This is a genomic window from Leucobacter ruminantium (assembly GCF_017565705.1).
Lineage (GTDB): Bacteria > Actinomycetota > Actinomycetes > Actinomycetales > Microbacteriaceae > Leucobacter > Leucobacter ruminantium.
In genome coordinates, this window is record NZ_JAGDYL010000013.1 from 75,294 (window position 1) to 94,920 (window position 19,627).

General features: G+C 65.0%; 12 protein-coding genes. 3 read left to right on the top strand and 9 right to left on the bottom strand.

Annotated features, from left to right (window positions below; translation table 11 throughout):
- Positions 1-37: 37 nt before the first annotated feature.
- Together nrdF and J4H91_RS08835 are read left to right on the top strand one after the other, a co-directional pair.
- On the top strand, positions 38-1,006 hold the full coding sequence (nrdF, locus tag J4H91_RS08830; protein WP_208045892.1) for a class 1b ribonucleoside-diphosphate reductase subunit beta: 969 nt from the start codon (positions 38-40) through the stop codon (positions 1,004-1,006).
- A gap of 363 nt (positions 1,007-1,369) precedes the next feature.
- On the top strand, positions 1,370-2,680 hold the full coding sequence (locus J4H91_RS08835; RefSeq protein ID WP_208045893.1) for a tyrosine-type recombinase/integrase: 1,311 nt from the start codon (positions 1,370-1,372) through the stop codon (positions 2,678-2,680).
- A gap of 366 nt (positions 2,681-3,046) precedes the next feature.
- Here the strand turns inward: J4H91_RS08835 and J4H91_RS08840 are convergent, their stop codons facing one another.
- The 7 genes from J4H91_RS08840 to J4H91_RS08865 all read right to left on the bottom strand — a co-directional run bounded on the left by J4H91_RS08840 (position 3,047) and on the right by J4H91_RS08865 (position 15,147).
- Positions 3,047-3,691 (bottom strand): hypothetical protein, encoded by a 645-nt coding sequence (locus J4H91_RS08840; protein ID WP_208045894.1) that lies wholly within the window; start codon positions 3,689-3,691, stop codon positions 3,047-3,049.
- 14 nt (positions 3,692-3,705) lie between these two features.
- Positions 3,706-4,164 (bottom strand): single-stranded DNA-binding protein, encoded by a 459-nt coding sequence (locus tag J4H91_RS08845; protein ID WP_208045895.1) that lies wholly within the window; start codon positions 4,162-4,164, stop codon positions 3,706-3,708.
- Between the two features lie 76 nt (positions 4,165-4,240).
- Positions 4,241-9,274 (bottom strand): SNF2-related protein, encoded by a 5,034-nt coding sequence (locus J4H91_RS08850; protein WP_341783495.1) that lies wholly within the window; start codon positions 9,272-9,274, stop codon positions 4,241-4,243.
- 71 nt (positions 9,275-9,345) lie between these two features.
- Positions 9,346-9,900 (bottom strand): hypothetical protein, encoded by a 555-nt coding sequence (locus tag J4H91_RS15555; RefSeq protein ID WP_243752820.1) that lies wholly within the window; start codon positions 9,898-9,900, stop codon positions 9,346-9,348.
- A gap of 111 nt (positions 9,901-10,011) precedes the next feature.
- Positions 10,012-11,790 carry a type IV secretory system conjugative DNA transfer family protein gene (locus J4H91_RS08855; RefSeq protein ID WP_208045897.1) on the bottom strand — a complete coding sequence of 593 codons (1,779 nt, stop codon included), beginning with the start codon at positions 11,788-11,790 and terminating at the stop codon, positions 10,012-10,014.
- Positions 11,787-12,287, bottom strand: coding sequence for a hypothetical protein (locus J4H91_RS08860; protein WP_208045898.1), 501 nt, complete (start codon positions 12,285-12,287; stop codon positions 11,787-11,789). The genes J4H91_RS08855 and J4H91_RS08860 overlap by 4 nt, the downstream gene beginning before the upstream one ends.
- A 229-nt stretch (positions 12,288-12,516) precedes the next feature.
- Positions 12,517-15,147 (bottom strand): hypothetical protein, encoded by a 2,631-nt coding sequence (locus tag J4H91_RS08865; RefSeq protein ID WP_341783496.1) that lies wholly within the window; start codon positions 15,145-15,147, stop codon positions 12,517-12,519.
- A gap of 138 nt (positions 15,148-15,285) precedes the next feature.
- Between J4H91_RS08865 and J4H91_RS08870 the strand changes: the two genes are divergently transcribed.
- Positions 15,286-15,627 carry a hypothetical protein gene (locus tag J4H91_RS08870; RefSeq protein ID WP_208045899.1) on the top strand — a complete coding sequence of 114 codons (342 nt, stop codon included), beginning with the start codon at positions 15,286-15,288 and terminating at the stop codon, positions 15,625-15,627.
- Positions 15,628-16,044: 417 nt separating this feature from the next.
- Here J4H91_RS08870 and J4H91_RS08875 read toward each other — a convergent pair whose 3' ends face one another.
- Both J4H91_RS08875 and J4H91_RS08880 read right to left on the bottom strand, forming a co-directional pair.
- Positions 16,045-17,850: a hypothetical protein gene (locus tag J4H91_RS08875; RefSeq protein ID WP_208045900.1), complete on the bottom strand. Its 1,806-nt coding sequence runs from the start codon at positions 17,848-17,850 to the stop codon at positions 16,045-16,047.
- Between the two features lie 279 nt (positions 17,851-18,129).
- Positions 18,130-19,614, bottom strand: coding sequence for an ATP-binding protein (locus J4H91_RS08880; protein ID WP_208045901.1), 1,485 nt, complete (start codon positions 19,612-19,614; stop codon positions 18,130-18,132).
- Positions 19,615-19,627 lie beyond the last annotated feature (13 nt).

Genomic DNA, 19,627 nt, shown 5'->3' on the forward strand with positions numbered 1-19,627 from the left:
CACCGGCAACGATCAGAACGAGAACACAGAGGAAGCGATGAACTTCAAGCTCGGGCACGCGGTCCAGGCGATCAACTGGAACCGCATCCAGGACGACAAGGACCTCGAGGTCTGGAACCGTCTCGTGAACAACTTCTGGCTGCCCGAGAAGGTGCCGCTGTCGAACGACGTGCAGTCGTGGGCCACGCTCACCGACGACGAGAAGCTGCTCACGATGCGGGTGTTCACCGGCCTCACACTGCTCGACACGATCCAGGGCACGGTAGGCGCGGTGTCGCTCATCCCCGACGCGATCACCCCGCACGAGGAGGCGGTGTACACGAACATCGCCTTCATGGAGTCGGTGCACGCGAAGAGCTACTCGTCGATCTTCTCGACGCTGTGTTCCACGCAGGAGATCGACGACGCCTTCCGCTGGTCGGTCGAGAACCCGAACCTGCAGAAGAAGGCGCAGATCATCGTCGACTACTACGAGGGCGACGACCCGCTGAAGCGCAAGGTCGCCTCGACGCTGCTCGAGTCGTTCCTGTTCTACTCGGGTTTCTACCTGCCCATGTACTGGTCGTCGCACGCGAAGCTCACCAACACGGCCGACCTGATCCGCCTCATCATCCGCGACGAGGCCGTCCACGGCTACTACATCGGCTACAAGTTCCAGAAGGGGCTCGAGAACGAGACCGAGGAGCGCCGTCAGGAACTCAAGGACTACACCTTCTCGCTGCTCTACGACCTCTACGAGAACGAGGTGAAGTACACCGCCGATCTCTACGACCCGGTGGGCCTCACCGAGGACGTCAAGAAGTTCCTGCACTACAACGCGAACAAGGCGCTCATGAACCTCGGCTACGAGCCGATGTTCCCGAAGGAGATGACCGACGTCAACCCGGCCATCCTGTCGTCGCTCTCGCCCAACGCCGATGAGAACCACGACTTCTTCTCGGGCTCGGGATCGTCGTACGTGATCGGCAAGGCCGTCGCCACCGAGGACGAGGACTGGGACTTCTAGGAGTCAGATTGTGCCGCTAGCCCGAAAGGGCTGATGCGAGGCCCGGACCTGCAGGTTTCTGCAGGTCCGGGCCTTTTTCGTGCCTCTTCCAAACGGACAGAGGAGGCCGAAGATGAACGTCAGTATCCACTCAGTGGGGCATGCAGGGGGCACGAACCCACCTTCGTGGTGGGCGAGGGGTTGCCCGTCGACCGAAATTCGGATTCGACGTGACCCTGATGTCGTGCCCCAGCGTGCCCCAGAAGGGACGCTGAACGGCCTAGCATCCCCGGAATTCCGCGGATCTAGGTCGATGTGTCCTTCGAGGGGCACGGAGGGGCACGACTGCTCGCGACCGTCGATAGGCGACCAGCGGAGGGCATGATGAGCAGGAAGAAGCAGGAGGGTGCGACTGCGAAACGCGAAGCCTGGGGTCGGCTGCGAAAGCTGCCCTCGGGACGGTGGCAGGTCAGGTATCCAGGGCCTGATGGTGACAGCTACACCGCTCGGACGGACGATGACAAGCCTCTGACGTTTCTGACGAAGACTGATGCAAGAACTTGGCTCGCCTCCGTGCAGACAAAGATCGCCCGTGGCGAGTGGGTGGCTCCGGCCACCGCCGCGGCGCAACGACGTGCAGAGGCCGCCGCCGAAGAGGCAAGGCCAATCGGATTCATCGAGTACTCGGAACGCTGGCTTGAGATGGTGCGAACGGAGCCGAACCGGAGCGGCAAGATTCGGGCCGTTGGCACCGTCCGCGCCTACAAAGGCAAAGTCACCGGCTATCTCATTCCCGAATTCGGAGATACTCCGCTTCGTGAGATCGATGTCGCTCGTATTCGGGTGATGACCGATCGGCTGGATCAGATTCCTTCGCCACTCAATCCAAAGTCGAAGTTCAACGGTGTGACCCGGCCGGTCCTGATCGTGCTCATGATGATCTTGCGTCAGGCGGCCAGAGACGGCCATATCGCAGCAGCGCCGAACATCTCGATCCCGAAGCAGGAGTCGGTACGTCATGACGAAGACCATGATCCCGACGAGGACGTGGCAACCCCCGAGCAAGTCGAAGAACTCTACGTGGTGACCCCGGAGTTGTGGGCCATCATGGTGCTGTTCGCCGCCTGGTGCCAGCTTCGGCGTGCGGAGTGCTTGGGGCTCCAGCGTCGAGACATCGAGTGGCACGATGATGGTAGCGCGACACTGCATGTTCGCAGGCAGTTGAACGCGAACACCGGCGACTACAGCAGGCTGAAGAGCGACGCAGGCAAGCGTTCGTTGAGCATCCCGAGCATCATGCTCAACAGGCTCAAAGAGCATCTGCGAGTCAACGTCGCACCAGAAGCGAAAGCACCGGTTATTCCCTCGAACGCACGCGGAAGTCTGCCGCTGTCCAATACGCGGTGGGGCTACATCTGGGCCGACAGCCGCGAGAAAGTCGAGGGCCTGGCCGACCGCTACCGTTTCCATGACCTGAGGCACACCGGACTGACCATGTTCGCGCAAGAAGGAGCCACGCTTGCAGAGCTGATGCGCCGCGGAGGTCACGCTGACATCAGGATCGTGCTTCGCTATCAGCACGCCACGTTGGCCCGAGATAGGGAACTCGCCGAACGAATGAGTGGACGAGTCGAGGCCCGGCTCGCTTCGGCGCGGAAGAAAGCGAAGAAGGCAAGAAAGCGACGAGGACATTAACGACTTCGGAGGGTCGCACGGGGCACCTATGAGGTGAATGCACTTCGCTAAAAGAGAGGGACCGCCATGACTACACACGCTCACCCAGAACGGTCGGAGACATCGCGACCAACGCTGGTCCCGCTGACCGTCGCCGCAGAAGAATTTGGAGTCTCGGTCAAGACCCTTCGGAGGCGCATCGCCGACGGAACCATCCATGGGTATCGAGTCGGGCGACTGATTCGCGTCGATCTGGGAGAACTGCGGCAACGACTCATTGTCGAAATGCCGACGGCCCGATAGGTTTCGCCAAAGCAGGGCAGGCTGAAACGCCTGCCCTGCTTCTTCGTAGCACCAGCCGACGGCAGACAGAAGAAGCACCTATCCCTACTCGTTCTCCACTGCCTGCTCTGCCTGTCGCTGGTAGTAGGCGTCTTCCTCGGCTCGGCGTGCGGCGACGTCGGCCATGACGTAGTGGACGAAGTCGAGGTCACGATCGTCGATTACTTCCTCGATGATCGTGGGGAACGGTTCTTCTCCCGGCCAGCGCGTTTGCCTGGTAGGCCGATCCCGATCGAGCCGGGTACCTGAGGCTTGGACCCAGTCGCGGAGTCGCCGGCAGGTTTCGGCGAAGTCGCGGTGCCAGATGAGTGGCCCGCTGGCGTGCTGTTCTGGGTCGTAGGCGCCGAGCCAGTGCGTGTGCAATGCCGACAGCTCGAGCGTCAACTCAGGGTGGCGATGCCAGAACGGCGGTAACACCGAAGGCGTAAGCCCGTAGGTCAAGCGCAGCCAGGACACCCAGGAGTTCAACTCGAGCCAGGCGATTTCGGCCTGATCGCTGCTGAGTAGATTCCAGTTCACGGGCCGTACGGGACCCTGTTCCCGGCCGCCGGCGTTGACCCCTGCGCCGAGCCGCGGGAACGGGGGGCTTTCGGAGTGTTCGCCTCTCCCGTTCTGCTGAGCGCCCGCTTCGGACTCATCATCACGTGCAGCGTCCTCGGGTATGGCGTCGATTTCTTCGCTGTTGTTCATCGCGTTCACCACCTCTACCGGCTGAGACTCTCGGACTCGACGGCTGTTGCGGTGGAGGCGGCTGGGGCAAGAACTGCGCGCTCGGCCGTGGCGGCCGAGGGGCGCGCACTCCGGTCGACCTCGTAGGGGGTGTCGGCGGGATTGTGTCCGATCCTCTTCGCTTCGAAGCGTTCTTTCCCGGTGCGATTGTTGACTCGCACGTGGCCTTGAGCGATGAACGCGTCACCTTTCCGGAACTTCTCGTAGGCCAGCTCGGCCGTTTCCCAGTAGGCGACGATGCTGCGGAAGTCCGGCTCGAGGCGCGTCACGCTCCCGTCGGCTTCGCGACGATGGCGTGGGATGCGGTAGCGGGCGTAGAACTTCGGCACTCCGGCTTCGGTGCGGGTGAGTTCTGGTTCTGTGGCGAAGTAGCCGAAGACGCATGTGCCGGTTTCGATGCGTTCGATCGGTGCTTGGGGCCGGTTCTCGTTCATGGCGTTCGCTCCTGTCGGCTTGCACCGTGGCTCGGTGCGTCATTCCAGAGGTGCGCCTGTGCGCCCGAGATGGGGTTCAGCGTTCGAGGCCGGGTTCGCTGCGCTGCTCGACGGGGAGCGGTGGCACCAGTTGCAGCGCGGGGCGTCCGTCTCCCGGCGTGGAGCGTGCGCCGCCGACCGGTTGGTAGGCGCGCACCGCCTCTACGGTCAGCTCCGGTCGCGCCTGGCGGAGGCTCTTGGAGTCGATGCCCGGCTCAGTACGATCAGGGCCTGCGGGGGTTCCGCTTCGCTGCATCGCGGCGAGCTTCTTCTCGACTCGTTCGAGCTCGGCCTCCGACGAGGAGAGCGCGAGGGTGTGCTTGAAGGGCTGCCCGATCCGTTGCTCGGCCTCTTCCGCGCGTTGCAGGGCATCCGTAAGGTCGTCCTGGGCCTGGGCGAGCAGCGTGGGCAGGGCGGACATGCGGTTCTCGATGCGTTGGATGAGGCCGACGCCGCCTTCGAGGAACGTGTCTCGGGTGAGTGCGAAGGTGCCGCGAGGGACGCCGTCGAGGCTGAGCCTCACGAGCAGATCGCCGGCTATCTCTGGAACGAGGGCGCAGGTGATGTCGAAGTCGCCGATGCTGCCGATCTTTCCGAAGTCGCGGGAGCCGTGCCGAGGGGCATACCGGATGCCCGCCTGATGCGCCCAGGAGGCGAGCGCGTGGCCGGCGTCAGCCCGAGAATCGAAGGGCCTGCCGTTGAGCACGATGCGGAACCGGTCGCCGCTGGTGTCGACCGCGTGCGGAATCGCGGCCTCGATCCCGGCGACGTCGGCGCGGGCGCGTTCTGCGTCCTCTTGCGCTTGCTGGCGGGTGTGGATCAGCATCCGTTCGTTGTTGTGATGGGCGCGTTCGAGCCGTCGCAGCCTTGCGACCTCGCTCTGCAGCGTCGAATGCTCGAGCAGCAGCGGGTTCCCGGTCGAGATGGCCTTGGTCTCCGCGGCGGTGAGCGCGGCAGAGTCGATCTCCTCGATCTCACGCACGTCGAGCCTGCCACGCATGACCTGTGCGATGAAGCGCGCCTTCCGCTCGACGCCCTGCCACATGTACGAGTCGAACGAACGCTCCGTGACCAGCCTGACGATCGCGATCTCGTCATTCTGGTTGCCCTGCCGCAAGATCCGGCCCTCGCGTTGCGCGATGTCCGAGGGCCGCCAGGGACAGTCCAGGTGGTACAGGGCGATGGCGCGGGTCTGCACATTCGTGCCGACCCCCATGCGCTCGGTCGAACCCAGGAGTACGCCGACATGTCCGGCACGTGCTGCTGCGAAGAGGCGCGCCTTCTCGAGGTCGTTCTTCGCTTCGTGGATGAAGCGGATCAGCTCAGCTGGCATCCCGCGGTAGACGAGCTGTGTGCGCAGTTCCTCGTACACGTTCCAGCGTTCCCGGTTCGGTGTCGAGAGATCGGAGAACACGAGCTGCATCGAGCCCTTCACCGGTGATGGTTCACCGGTTACGGCATCCAGGTACTCCCGGTCTTTGGTGTTCATCCAGGTGCGGAAGATGAGGTCGGCGGCGACCTCGACCTTGGTCGGCCCCGAGGGGTCCTCCGGCAGGATCAGGCGCATGTCGAGCGCCGCTTTGCGACCGTCGCCGGTGACGGCGAGCATGTTGTCCTCGCGCGGGTCGACCAGGCCGTCCCCGATTTTCGCGGCTCGGAGGCCGAGCTGTTCGACGTACTGCAACAGCTCAGCGGTCGGCGGCACCGCGCGTGCTTCCGGGGCACGGTTGCCGTCCTCGCGCTGCCGCAGGTCCGGGGTGGGGAGCTTGAGGTCTTCGGCCGTCTTCACATCGGCGAACGTGCTCCACATTCTGAGCATCTCGGGCACGTTCTGGAACCTCGCGAACCGGGTCTTCAGCCGGAACGACGTCGCGGCGGGCGACATCTCCATCTGCGTGACGGTCTCACCGAACGTCGCAGCCCAAGCATCGAACGACTCCCCGATGCCGGCCGCCACGAACAAATCAGGGCGCAAATACCTCTGCATGACCCAAGCTTCGGTAATACTGTTCGAGATCGGGGTGGCCGTCGCCAGAGTCGCGATCCGCAGCTTGCCCTGAGACCGCAGGTAGTCGAGCTTCATGTGCAAATCGGATGCCCGGTCGGAGCCTGAGATCGCGGCGTCTCGAATGTTCGACTCGGTGGCGAGGTTCTTGAAGAGGTGCGCCTCGTCCACGATCACGTAGTCGATGCCGGTGTCCTCGAAGTTCACGCCCGAGTCCCGGGGCTTGTCGGCGATCCGCTTCAGCTTCTCCTCAGCGACGGCGAGCGCTCGCTGCATGCGCTTCACGCTGATCCTCTCCTCTTGGCCCACTTGCGCGAGTGCTTTGCGGAGCCGGTCGAGCTGCTTGTTGCGGTACTCGCGCTCGGACTCTGGCCGCATGGGCACCCGCTCGAATGCCGAGTGGGTCATGATGATCGCGTCCCAGTTGTTTGCCGCCGCCCGCGCGACGAACGCGCGACGACGGTCCTTCGTGACGTCCTGACTCGAGGCCGTGAGGATCTTCGCGTTCGGGTAGAGCTGCAGCCACTCCCGGCTGAACTGTTCGAGCATGTGATTGGGCACGCTCACCACGGGCTTTGAGACGAGCCCCATGCGGCGCATCTCCATCGCCCCGGCCACCATCACGGCGGTCTTCCCGGCGCCGACTTCGTGGAACAGTCCCACTGCGGGCTCGGCGACCATCCGGGCGACCGCGGCGCGCTGGTGCGGCCGGAACGGGAGCGTGTCCGACTGCCCGGGGAACGTGAGGTAGCCCGCGGCGTCCGAGTAGTCGCGCAGCGCGATGCACGCGAAGCGGCGGTTGTAGCCGTCGACCAGCACCCGCGCGCGTTCGGGGTCTTCCCACACCCACTCGGCGAAGCGCTCCTGCAATGCCTGCGCTTTCTCCTGCGCAGCCGTCGTCTCTGTCGCGTTGAGCACCTGCCGCTTCTTGCCCTCTTCGTTCTCCACTTCGTCGTAGACGAGGATCGCTTTCTGCTCCATGAGCGACTGCATGAGGTCGGGGGCGACGCGGCGCTGCGTGCCCCACTCGGAGGTGGCGCGGAGGCCGTGCCGCCCACCGCGCACTTCCCACATGCCCGGCACCGGGTTCTCGATCCGCACATCGGATGCTCCGAGCAGCTCGGAGAGGAACTGGCGGTGATACTCCGCGTTGATCCACACCGCGCCCAGGCGCGGCTTGATGTCCTCGGCGCTGAGCGGTTCGGGCTTCACCTTCTCCAACGCGGTCACGTTCGCGGCGAAGGCCGGATCCTGTTCTGCGCGCTGCTTCGCGGCATCGATCTTCTCGTAGATGTCACCGGAGAGATACGCGGGAGCATGCACCAGCTCATCGGTGATCGGGTCGGTGAACACGAGCCCGTCGAGCGCGGCGCGGGCGTCGGTTTCGTCGGTGCCGAGGAGGTCGGCGATCAAGGTGAGGTCGATGCCGCCGGTCCGGTCCAGGCTCACGGCGACCGCATCTGACGGGGATTCGACACCTTGGATCTCGGGACGCGGCACCACGACCCGCTGGCTCAGGATGGAGGCCGGGTGGGCGATCTGTTCGGTTTCCTCGAAGTTCTCGAGGGCGAGCACGAGCGGACCGAACGGGTCGGTGCGCAGCAGCCGGATCGGCGTCGGCACGGTGCGCGCGAACCGCGGGGTGCCGTCTTCGTCGGTGCGGCCGGTCGGGCGCAGTTTGAATCTGTTCAGCGGCCCGTACTGGCCCACGTACTTGCGGTAGTCGCGGTGCAGCCGTTCACGCGCCTGGTCGAGCTCTGGAGTGTCGTCGATGGAGGCGGCTTCCATCGTGAGCAGCGTCGACGCCCGGTCCCGCAACCGCAGCAGCGCCCGCAACTCCGACGCTGCACTCTTCGGTACGGAGAAGGGGGTGACCGCGCCGCCCGCGACCACCCCGAACGAGCCATTCTCGTGGGCGACGATGGATCCGTCCCACTGCTCGGGTGCTGACGGTACGAATGCTGCCCGACGCGCCGTGACCTCGAAGGGTGCTTCGGGGAGCGTGAGCCCGGCACGGCGTGCCTGGAAGGTGATCTGTTCGAGGGCGTCGCGCAGCTGTTCGGGGACGCGGTCGAGGTCGCCGGTGACGGAGAGGGAGAGCGCCGAGTAGAGGCCATGCCGCATCCCGATCTCTCCGAGCACGAACTCGGGGTGCTCATCGAAGTACTGGTTCACGTGGAGCGGTTCCCCGTCGAAGGTGAGACGCGTGGTCGTCTCCCAGGACAGATCCCTCGGCGGCTCGCCCTCGGGGCGGCGGCGGAAGATGAGCAGATCGCTGATGGCCTCGGTGCCCGCGATCCGCCGTTGTGCACCGCTGGGCAGCCTAACCGCGCCCACGAGGTCGGCGAGCGCGTTCATGTCACGCCTCGGGCCGGGATTCTTCGCATCCATCGTCCAGTGACTCGCGAGCACCGCCATCAGGCCGCCCGGGCGTAGGAGCCTGAGCGATTTGATGATGAAGTGGTTGTGGATCCCGTGCCGTGCCGCGTTGTGTACGCGGTCGTGCAGCACGAGCTTCCCGAACGGCACGTTGCCCACGGCGACATCGAAGAACCCCTCTGGGAAGCGGGTATCGGCGAACGACTCAGTGCGGATGTCGGTGTGCGGGTAGAGGGCGCGGCTGATCGCGGCAGTTACGGGGTCGAGTTCGATCCCGGTCGCTTCTGCTGTGTCGGGTGCGAGGCCGATGAAGGTTCCCGATCCGCTGCCGGGTTCGAGCACGGGCCCTCCGGTGAAACCCAGCTCGCCCAGGGCGCGCCACACTTCGCGCACGACGTCGGGATCGGTGTAGTGCGCGTTCATCGTCGTACGCGCCGCAGCGTGCCACTCCTCCTCGCTCAGCATCTCCCGCAGTTCCGCACGTTCGGACGCCCACTCGGGCCGATCCTCATCGAACAGTTCGGGGACCGCGCCCCAACTCGACCACTTCGCCAGCTCCTGCTGTTCCGTCGTCGTTGCGGGACGCTGCTCGGCTTCTAAAACGTGCAGGATGCGAATCGCTGCGACGTTGGCGCGGTAGCGGCTCTTGGCGCCGCTCGGGGGCCGCGCCGCTGCCGCGCCCGGCACGAACCGGGGCGCATCCGCACGCGCCGCCGGCGCTCCGTCCGCCTCCGAAGCTGGTACTTCGGAAAGATCTGTTACTGGACTTCGCGGAGGAAGCGGAGGTTTGCGGCCTCCGTCATGATCTCCTGATGCTCCGCCAGGAACTCGTAGGGCTTCTCCGCCGCGAGCAGGCCCTCCAGGAACGGCATCGGGATCGCCCACTCCTTGGCGATCTCTTCGAGCTCCTCGGTCGAGTACATCGGGTACCCGTAGTCCTGATACCGGTACGCCAGCTCGGCCAGGCTGTCGTCCATCGGCCGGGTGTCGTCCCACTCCTGCCGGGCTTCGGCCAGGCTCATCGAGGGATCCTGCACCCATGTGAGCTGGTGCGTCATCGCGACCTCCTCGGCGATCTTCCGGGCCGTCATCATGAGCCCGACCATCTGGAGATAATTGTCCCTCGCTTCGGGCATCTCCGCCAGTAACACCCGGGTCATTTCCTCTGCCAGCGAGCTGACGTCGCCCTGAATCTCCGCCCCCAGCGCCGAAAAGAACGTCTCCGGGTCCGGTGTCGAACCCAGCAATGTCTTCATGTGGTTCGGGGCGTACTTCTCCCAGTGCTCCCTGATCCTGGCCGCGTACTTGCTCATCTTCTCCTGCCCCCTCCTTGGCCGCCTGGACTTGCCGGTCGGCGGCGGGTTCGTCGAGCCCCCAGATGTCCAGCTCGAGCTGATCCGCGGGCGGCTTCCTCCGCCGCACCATCACGTGCCCCCGGCCCGCAGCAGCGCCTCGGCCCGCGTCCGATCGGTCTTGAGCTGGGCCGCATCGGGCCGCTCGGTCCAGGCACGCAGGTCGGTGATGATCGGCGGGGCGGATCGCAGCAGCGTGACGCCCGTGCCGAATGGAACCATTCGCAGCTTCTCGGGCGGCAGGATCGGCACCCGCCGCACCGAACGCTGCGTCGACCGATCACCATACGTCCCGAGCGTCACCGAGTCCGTGCTCTCGTCGCGTTCCCCGAGCAGGGTGGAGAGATCCTGCAGATCACGCGCACTCGATGTCCCACCGAGCAGCACTTTCACGATTGCGGCATCCCACACAGCGCCCGCGGCGTCATCGCCCCACTTCTCGCGCGCCTGCGCCAGAGATTGCAGGATCGGCACGGTCGTGATCCCTGAACCGCCGCCTTCTGCCATGAGCGTGGGAAGGGATGGCAGGGCGGAGATGTTGGCGATCTCATCGAGCAGGAGCGCGAGCGGCGGATCCAACCGTGCCCGGGCGGAGACCGCGGCCCTGCGTCTTGCGGTCTCGACGATGTCTTCGATCAGGGCAGCCACGAGCGAGGCCGAGGCGCCGGCCCCCGCGCCGGTGGCGAGCAGATACAGTGTGCCGCGTTCGTTGAGGAACGCCTCCGGGTCGAACTCTTCGCCGGGTGCCGGGCTCACGGCGTCGAGTACGCGCGGGTCTGCGAGCGCGGACAGGCTCAGGGCGACGCCCTGCCAGATGCTGTCGCGCGTGCGCGGGTCGGCATCGATGACGCCGCCGAGCGCGTCCGCCCACCCCGCGGCCGCCTGCGTGTTCGACTCGAGGATGGCCACGGCTTCCGCGGCCGCGGAGGGGTCGAGCGTCCACCGGAAGAGCTCCCCGGGAGTCCGGTCATCGAGCGCGGCCGCATGGAGCAGCGCCTGCAGCGCCACCCTAGTCTTCGCCTCCCAGAACCCACCGGACTCCACATCCCCTGCGGAGAGCCCGGTCGCCGCAGCGAGACCGGTGGCGCGGATCATCGCAGTCAGCGGATCGGCGGCACCCCGGATGGGCGACCAGCGGAGCCCCGAGGGGAGGCCGTGTGCGAGGCGCTGCGGATCGAAGACCGCGACCGGGCGGTCGCCTCGCTGTCTGGCGTAGAACGTGGCGGCGGCGTTGTCCGGGCGGGTCGAGGTCGTCACGCACGCGCCGGGGGCGTCGAGGATCATATTGATTGCGAGATGCACGCCCTTGCCCGAGCGGGGCGGGCCGAGCACGAGCATCGAGTCTTCGACCGAGGCCCACACCGGCTTCCCTCTGGACGCGCCGAGGTAGTAGCCGACATCTTTCGCCTCAGGGGCGTCCAGCGAGGGGCGGAGATTTGCGGCGCGGCGCATGAGCGCCCGCTCAGACGCGTACGCGGCCACCTCGGATCGGGTGGCGACCCCGACGATCTTGCGGAGATCCCGCTCGCCCTGCTGCCGGAACCGACGCACCAGCACCCAGATGCCACCGCCGATAGCCGTCAGCGCTCCGAGGAGGACGGCGGTGACGATCCAGTACAGGACGGGGTTCAGACCCTCTGCGCCGAGCGCCTGCGCCGGGGCGCCGGGGCGGAACAGGACGCCCAGTCCCGCCGCTGTTCCTGCGGTGGGGGCCGCGGAGCCGGTCAACCAGGCCGTGATGGTTCCTGCCAGGCGCAGGACGCCGCTGAACGCGACGAGTGCGATGAGCCCGATCATGGCGAAGGTGGTGAGCTCATGCCCGTATCCGCCGACTTGCCGTCCCGCGGTCATGACGCCGCCCGGACGATCGAGACGGTTTCCGAGATTCGGCCCAGCAGCACCAGCTCACCGCTTCCCGCGCCGACGAGCTCCGGCGGCGCTGCAACGTGAGCCGACACGCGTCCATCGGGGGCGGCGCTCGTGTGCGTCAGCACCACGGCTACCGCGACATCCTCCCCGGCGAGAAACCCGCTCCCCGAAACAGAGAGCATCGGCCCCGGCGCGGAAATCCCGTCGTGGTGGTGCGCCGGCTGTGGAGTCGGTGCCGCCGTCGGGGCCGGGGTCGGGGCGATGTACGAGGCGCGGCGGCGTACTGGGGTCGCGATATCCGTGAACGTCGATCCGTCGCTCTCGGTCACCACGACTTTCACGGCCTGCCCGAGCTGCGCGGTAATCGCGTCGAGGATCATCGAGAACGAGGCCCGCGACCAGGCTGGGGCATGCTGCGGAGGCGGGTACACGGTTCCGTCGACGAGCACCGTCATCGCGCCACCCTCGTGCACGGTCATCTGAACGAGCGGCAACCGCACCTGCGCCCCGCCCTCCCCAGACGTCGAAGCCCTCGCCGCGGGTCGTCTCATGAAGCGACCCCCAGCCGGGTCGCAGCGGGCAGGGGCAGCAGCATGGATCTCGTCATGCCGGGAAGGTGGGCGGCGTGCCCGGAAACGCAGCAGGGCGGGAGGCGCAGCCGGAAGTGGCTGGCCTCCCGCCCTGGGGGGGGAGTGTGCTGAGAGATGCCTACATCAGTTCTTCGATAGCCACCTCCTCACCCGGCTCGTCGGTCCGGCGCCGCTTCGCAAGCTTCCGCCCCACCAGGAGCGTGGCGCCGAGCAGGATCGCTGCGGCCCCGACACCGATGCCAAGCGGCAGCCAGTCCGACGCGCCGGTCGTGGGCAGTTCCGGCAGCGGCGGCGAAGGCGGCGTCTCCGGGGTCGGCGGCTTCGGGCTTCCCGGCGGACGCTCGCTCACCACCGTCGTCTCACCCGGAGCCCCGCACGTACCCGCCGTGATCACCGTGCCGTCACGGTCGTAGAGCGTCTCGACCCAGTACACGTTGCCCGGCCGGTCCGTGCTCGTCGCGCCCGAGCGATAGGTGCCGGCCTGGGTAACGGGAATCTCCTCGGACGTGAAGAACGGTGCCTCGCACGACGGCGCCTCACCATCGGGCTGCGGCCCGTACGCCCGGAACATCAAGTACGCGCCCGCCGGAATGTCGGTGCCCTGCACGAGGGCGACGTCCTCGAACGGATCACCCACCAGTGCGGAGGGCTGTGCCTGGGTGATGACCGTGACCGGCTGATCCTTGCCGGGGACGAAGAACCGCTCCCGAATATCTGCCGGGGAACTCGTGAACGGCTGCACCCGATCGTCACCCTTGAAATGACTCACGACAACGTAGTAGCCCGGCTCCGTCGGCTGGATCCGATCCGCATCCGAATAGCCCAGATCGTAGACCCCGTTCTTGGCAGGCGCCGTAATCCTCGTCAGCACCGGAGCCGCACCCAGATCCAGGTCATCGGTCAATTCCGTGTCCCTCTCGAACGGGCCGTAGACCGTGTGCGTCATGGTCTTCTCATCGGCCTTCCAGTGGCCATCGCCCTCGAACTCGGGATGGTCGTCAGGGAAGCCCGACACCGTGACCCGGTCGAAAGCGCGACCCTTGTCGTGGACGTTGTACTCCCGCACCTCGGAGGTGATCTCGAGCGGCCACCGCACGGAATGCGACTCGACATTGATGCCGTAGTCGTCCTGCCAGTCGGCCGCGATGTAGGGACGCACCCACTCCGGCTGCGTCGCCTTCGAGACCTTCCACACCCAGGTCACGAACCCACCCGCCGGCAGCACCACCTCCGGCGAACTGTACTCGCCCGGCCCGGACGCTGTCACCTGCACCGTCTCAAGCGGCACCGCATCCTCCGGGACCTCCGCCCCCTGCACCGGAGGAAGCGCACCAGGCACCTGATAGGCGGTGCCCTCGAAGATCACCGGAATCGGAGCACCGTTGTGCTTCAACCAAGCCCCGTTGGTGGACGAGACCGTGATCGTATCGGTCACCCGATCACCCGGCTTCACCAGCTTGCCGTTCGCTCGCGACACCGCCTCCGGCTGGAACGGCGTGATCGCCGTCTCCGCCACCCGCCCGAAGCGATCGGTAAAGCTCCCGGTGAGGTACTTCGCGTTCGCGCCCTGCTTGTCCTTGTCGATGCTCCACACCCACGTGTAGAAGCCCGCCTCGGGCGCGCGGATCGTGCCCGGCGACTGATAGCCGCCCGGCTTCGTCAACGTCAGCTGCTCCCGACCCGCGACCGGCGCACCCTCCGGGGGTGCGTTCGCTTCGGCCGGCTGCGCATCGAACGGACCATACAGCACCCCATCGGCGACCACCGGGACGGGCTTGCCGCCCACCTGGATCCAGGAGTGCTTCGTCACCCGCACATCCAAGCCATCGACCATCGGATCGCCCGCCTGCACAAACTTCGACGCCACCTGAGTGGTGAGCTCGGGCTGGAAATCGATCGGGATATCCGGCGTCGACGCCGTAGCCGTCAGCGGTGCGAAGCTGGCGGCCCCGAGTATGCGCTGCTCACCCGGCGTGTAGAACAGATCCACCCCCGCCCCGTACTTCGCAGCGCTCGCCGTCATCGTCGCAGTCACCCGGTACGACGCGGACCCCGCCGGAGGCACGCCCGTGATCTCGTGAGTGCCCTGCCCGAGCGTCGCGGTGCTCGATCCGTCCGAGAACTTCCCGTTCGTGAGCGTCACCTGCCCCGTCAACGAGGCCGGCTTCGTCGTCACCGTCAGCTGGCCGGCGTACTGATCCGACATCGCGAGACTCACGCCGACCGCAGGATCCGTCACCGCGTTCGCGGCGGCCTCCGCCCGCATCGTTCCGAGATGCCCCAGCACCGTGCCGCGGTAGGCGTCGGGGACGCGCTGGATGAAGTGGCCGTCACCGCCACGACTCACGTAAGTCGCGTGATCGGCAACATCCCAGACGTACAACTGCACTGCAGAAGTCACCGCCGGGTCGAGCGACTCGCCCCACTTCCCGAGCGTGTAGTTCAGCCGTGCGAGCTCGGTCGCCGACAGCGAGTCGAGCGTCGTCGTCAGCTGCGGATGCTCCGTTGTGCCCCATGGCGGGAGGGCCGCGATGTCCATGCAGTACGTCTGACGCCCGTGCGCGGAGTAGCTGCCAATCCACAGCGACTCATCACCCCACCCGACCCCGAGGCTCGCCGCCTGCGCCGGAGCGGGCACCTGCACGAGTCCCGTAAGCAGGACGAACAGCGTCAGCAGGAGCGTGGCGAACTGCGCGCGAAACCGCCGCTCACTCGAATGCAGCCTTCGACGGCCGGGCGGATGCGACACCGTCTGATCGGGCGGAAGGGCGGGCGTAAAGGACATGGCATCTCCTGATCCGTAATCTGAAAGGTCGCCTCCGGGTCGGCAGCGGCCCACAGAACAGGTGCACCCGCCCCACCGGGGTTGCCTCGGAATGGGACGTCGTTGCGCGAGAGCGTTCCGGCGTCTATCGTGGATTTTCTCGAACATATGTTCGAAGAATGTGGTGAGGTGACCATGAGGATCGAGGAAGCCACGGAGGTCGAGATCGCCGACGACCGGCCCATCGCGATGCGATGGCGGGAAGCTCACTGGCGTGTGATCGACACTCCGACTCCACTCCAGGATGAGCCCGACTGGATGATGCACCCCCTGATCACTCACCCGCCCGAGGGGTGGCGAATGGGCTGGCGATTCATTGCGAGATCCGACGCCGACGGAGCCGTGTGCACGATCGACGCCGTGAGAACGCTCGCCGGATGGGAACTCCGCAATGTCTGGGCTTGAAGAACAAGCCAACATCCCCAGTGACCTCGGCGATGGCCTCACCACGCGACTCAAACCCCGCGTCTACCGCGCCGACCCTCCCTCCTGGGAAGTGCTGCAAGACGGGGACACGGTCGGCACGCTCACGCCGTGCCGGATCGGACGAGGCGCAACGATCTTCTACCGAGCCTTCGCCCGGCTCCCCGGCACCACGGAGGAAGTGTGTATCGAGCTGTCACCGGATGCTTCTGAACGTTGTCGAGCGATCCTCGCGTTCCGAAAGGATCCCGCCTCGAGCGTGCACCTCCACCCAATGCATTCATGGAGGCGTAGCAACCCTATAGATCCTGAATAGACGCCATCGCTTACGTCTCTAAGTTCGCATGCCCCTTGCCGAACAGGGCTCTGGGGCTCGAACCTCGTTCGCTTTGGAAGAACTCAGATTAGGGTCTGGAGCAGGTTCCCGATGGGCCAACCCTCAAGAGCCGATCGCTTGCTGGCCGCGAGTGCGTCCCAGAGGAAACGGGTTTCGTCCCGGTCCTCGAGGAGGATCGCGCAGCAGAGCGCAATGCGCTCGCCGTCTTCAACTTCGCCACGGGACGCTTTCAGCTTCAGCGCTCGGACGGATGTCTTCTCTGTGTCCGTGAGTGTGCGCCGCCTGCACTCGATCTGCCAGCGATTGATGAGATGGATTGGCTGCTCGCCATCTTCACCGATGATCCAGTCATTGAGCTCGCTCGCGGCGTGAAGAAATGCTTCCACTCTTCGTTCGTCGATGTCTGATGCATGGATGAGCGAGAGCACCATGTGGTTCGCATACGACAGCGTCGTCGAATAGCTCGCGATCTGGGTGTAAGCAGAAACGATCCGGCCAAGATCCAAGTTGAGCGTATTTGGCAGTTCTTCTTTCGGCAGGATGTCGTACGGTGTGATGATCGAGTAGCCATTCTGTGTGGGGTCATCATCTTGCGCAACGGCGAAGTGATGGCTCAATCCAGCGTCGAAGAGGCTGACAATGCGCGCAGGTGTCTCGTCTGTTGGCGCCAGCACGACAAGTTCCATGCCCCAGTGACCGACGCGTTGGCGGATGCGACCTCCTCCCTGATATCGCTCGGGGATTTCCTTGTCTCCGGATATGACATCGTGGAGATTGCTGAGCTGCTCATGCTGATTCGGCGTAATCTCGTCGAGCGCTACAAGCGCAGGGTCCGCACCGAAGTGCAGGAGGACAGATGAGAGCTTCGCGAGGTGATCTCTGTACTCCCGCATTTCCTCATGGTTCTCAGGCTTGCTGAACTCGAAGGTGACCTTCTGTCCGTCGACCTCGAACCCTGAATTCTCCCAACTGTGCATGATGAAGGTGAGGTCTCGGAGTGCGTCGGCGAGAAATTCCTGCGATGTCCAACTCATCGCGCCCCGTAGACCGAGTTCGGGATCCTTCATCGTGAACGACAAGGCGTCGCTGAGACGCAGTTCCACGGTTTCTTCATCGATTCTGCTGCGCGTCACCGCGCTGTAGGTAACGCCCCCTGCGCCGAACACCAACGGAACGATCTCCGGCTCGAGATCCTGTGGAATCAGATCAAACTCGCCGGGTATGGCGATACGGCCTCCGGCAATCGTTGTGACCACTAAGGTGAAGTTTGTCTCCTCACGTCGGAGCGCGATGGGCCCGCTGAAGTCGAGAGGCTCGTCGGAGAACACCGTCAGCGCTGAGGCTTTCTCGAAGATGTCTGGGTCGAACCCGAGCTCCGGCGACTCGAGCTGTGTTTCTTTTGCGAATCTTACGACCTGTTCGATGCCCGCTTCATCAGTGGGCAGCTTCTTCAGCTGCACTGCTTTTGTAGCCTGTTTGGGGCTCATGTCTTCGAGAATCTGCCTGAGCTTGAAAGGGCTTAGAGTCACATAGTGCGGCAAGAAAACCGCGCCATGGCCGTCGCGAGGACGCTGAACGAAATTGACCAGGAAGAGCACAGTGGTCTTCAGTCGAACGAAGCCTTCGAGGTCGACCCGTTTAATCGAGAAAGAGGCGGTCCTCCGCCGCTTCTTGGGTATCTGTTGACCCTTAATCTGTGCGGTCACCCGCCCGACGAAGTGCCCCTTACTTCGTGATTTAGTCTCGTAGATATCGATGTGGCCGTCGGTGAATGGAGTCTTATCGTTTCGGTCGAAGTAGGGTTCCAGATTCAAGCATGAAGCAATCTTTTGCTCGAGATCAGAGATTGCGAGTAGCTCGACGTTCATTGTCTGTCTCCATGCGTCCATCTGGCAGGTAATACTCATCATCTCGGAATGTGAGTACGACTGCGTAGACGACGTGCCGTGCGAAGGCTCACAGGCTCGACTGTGGTCAAAGATCGTGGACGACTCATGCATGCGGATCCTCGCCCGTAGGGAAGATTCTTGAACCCACCTTTTGCGCAGCTGACGTGAAGGGGGGCACGAATACAACCGTCCAACTATCCTCAGAGCAACGGTGAGCACTTAAGCGCCCGACAAGACCGTCAATATTCACGCGAGCTTCTAGCTTTTTTCGAGCATTTTTTGACGGGTGTCGAACGCTTGAAGCTCGGCGGGATGTAGCTGATGTTGCGAAAGAAAGGAGCGCCCTGCGATCTTCCACAGTGCCTGCCCGACACCCAAACTGGGGAGCAACGACTGCTCCGTGCCGGTCAAGCCGAGTGCTTGCGCGGTGGGTCCGAGCTGATCGGATTCTTGTCTCAGCACAACTCGAGTTTCAGCATTGGCGAGCAGAGAGGACGCGATCGCACGATTCGCAGATCCCTGATCGCCGAGATTATCGAGGTCTGACAGCTTGTGAAAGATCACGATGTTCGAGATGCCGTAGTGCCTCGCGAGCCGGAACCAGGCGTCTTTCCGGCGGAGCAGGGCGGGAAATGACATGGTGTGCCAGGCCTCGTCGTCGAGCACGAAGCGCTGCCCACCGCGGGGGTCGAGCAGCGCGCTCTCCATCCAAGCGCTGCTGCAGGTCATCAGCAGCGGAGTGAGGGCGGGACTGTCGGCCATGCGCGACAGGTCGAGGCTGATCATCGGGAGCGAGGGATCGAATCTGACGGTGCTGGGGCCGTCGAACACGCCGGCCAAGTCGCCGCTGACGAGCCTGCGGAGCGCGTGCCCGAGCTGCCTGCCGTCTTCTCGCAGCCGTTCCGGCTCTGGCGCGGTGCTGCCGGGTGCGAGGATCCGGTCAACGATCTGCGGCAGGATCGGCGTCGCGTTCTCCCTTACGACGTCATGCAGCGCCTGGTCGATGCAGGTGTGCTCGAGCGGGGTAAGAGGCCGCCCGAGCATGGTCTCCCCGAGGCTCCCGATCAGATCGCGCCGCCGCGCCGCCACCTGGGCTCCCCAGTCCGCATCGGAAATGCCGGAAGCGCGGTACCCCTCATCGAGTGGATTGAGCCTCGACTGCATCCCTCTGCCCAGCGCGATCGCTTTTCCTCCGACGAGCTCCGCGATCTTGCTGTGCTCGCCTTTCGGGTCGCCGGAGACGTAGACGCGCTTCCCGAACGGGATCGCCCTCGTGTACAGGCTCTTGGAGAGTGCGGACTTCCCGCTCCCCACGAGACCCACGATGAGGATGTTCGGCGCAGTGATCACGCCCCGCCGGTACAGCTCCCACGGGTCGAAGGTGAAAGCCGCCCCGGAGTAGAGATCTTGACCGATGTAGATGCCTGCGGATCCGAGACCACCTTCCGCGAGGAACGGATACTGGCCACCCAAGGTCGACGTGGTGTCCTGATGCTTCGGGAGTCGGAACCGGCCTGGGGTGCGCAGCGACTCCGGACCGGGCTCACCAGTCCTGGGTAGGTAGACGGTGTTGCGCCGTTCTTGCCGTTCGGCCTCGCGGCTGGCCTGCTGTTCTGCGTACTCGCGTGCGCGGGCTTCGTAGCGGAGCTGCTCGGCGGCTTGGCGCCGAGCTTTGCGGAGCTTACGTCGTTCGGCCTGCGGCGCGACCAGCACACTCGTGTGCAGACGCTCTGCATCGGTCATCAGTATCTCTCCC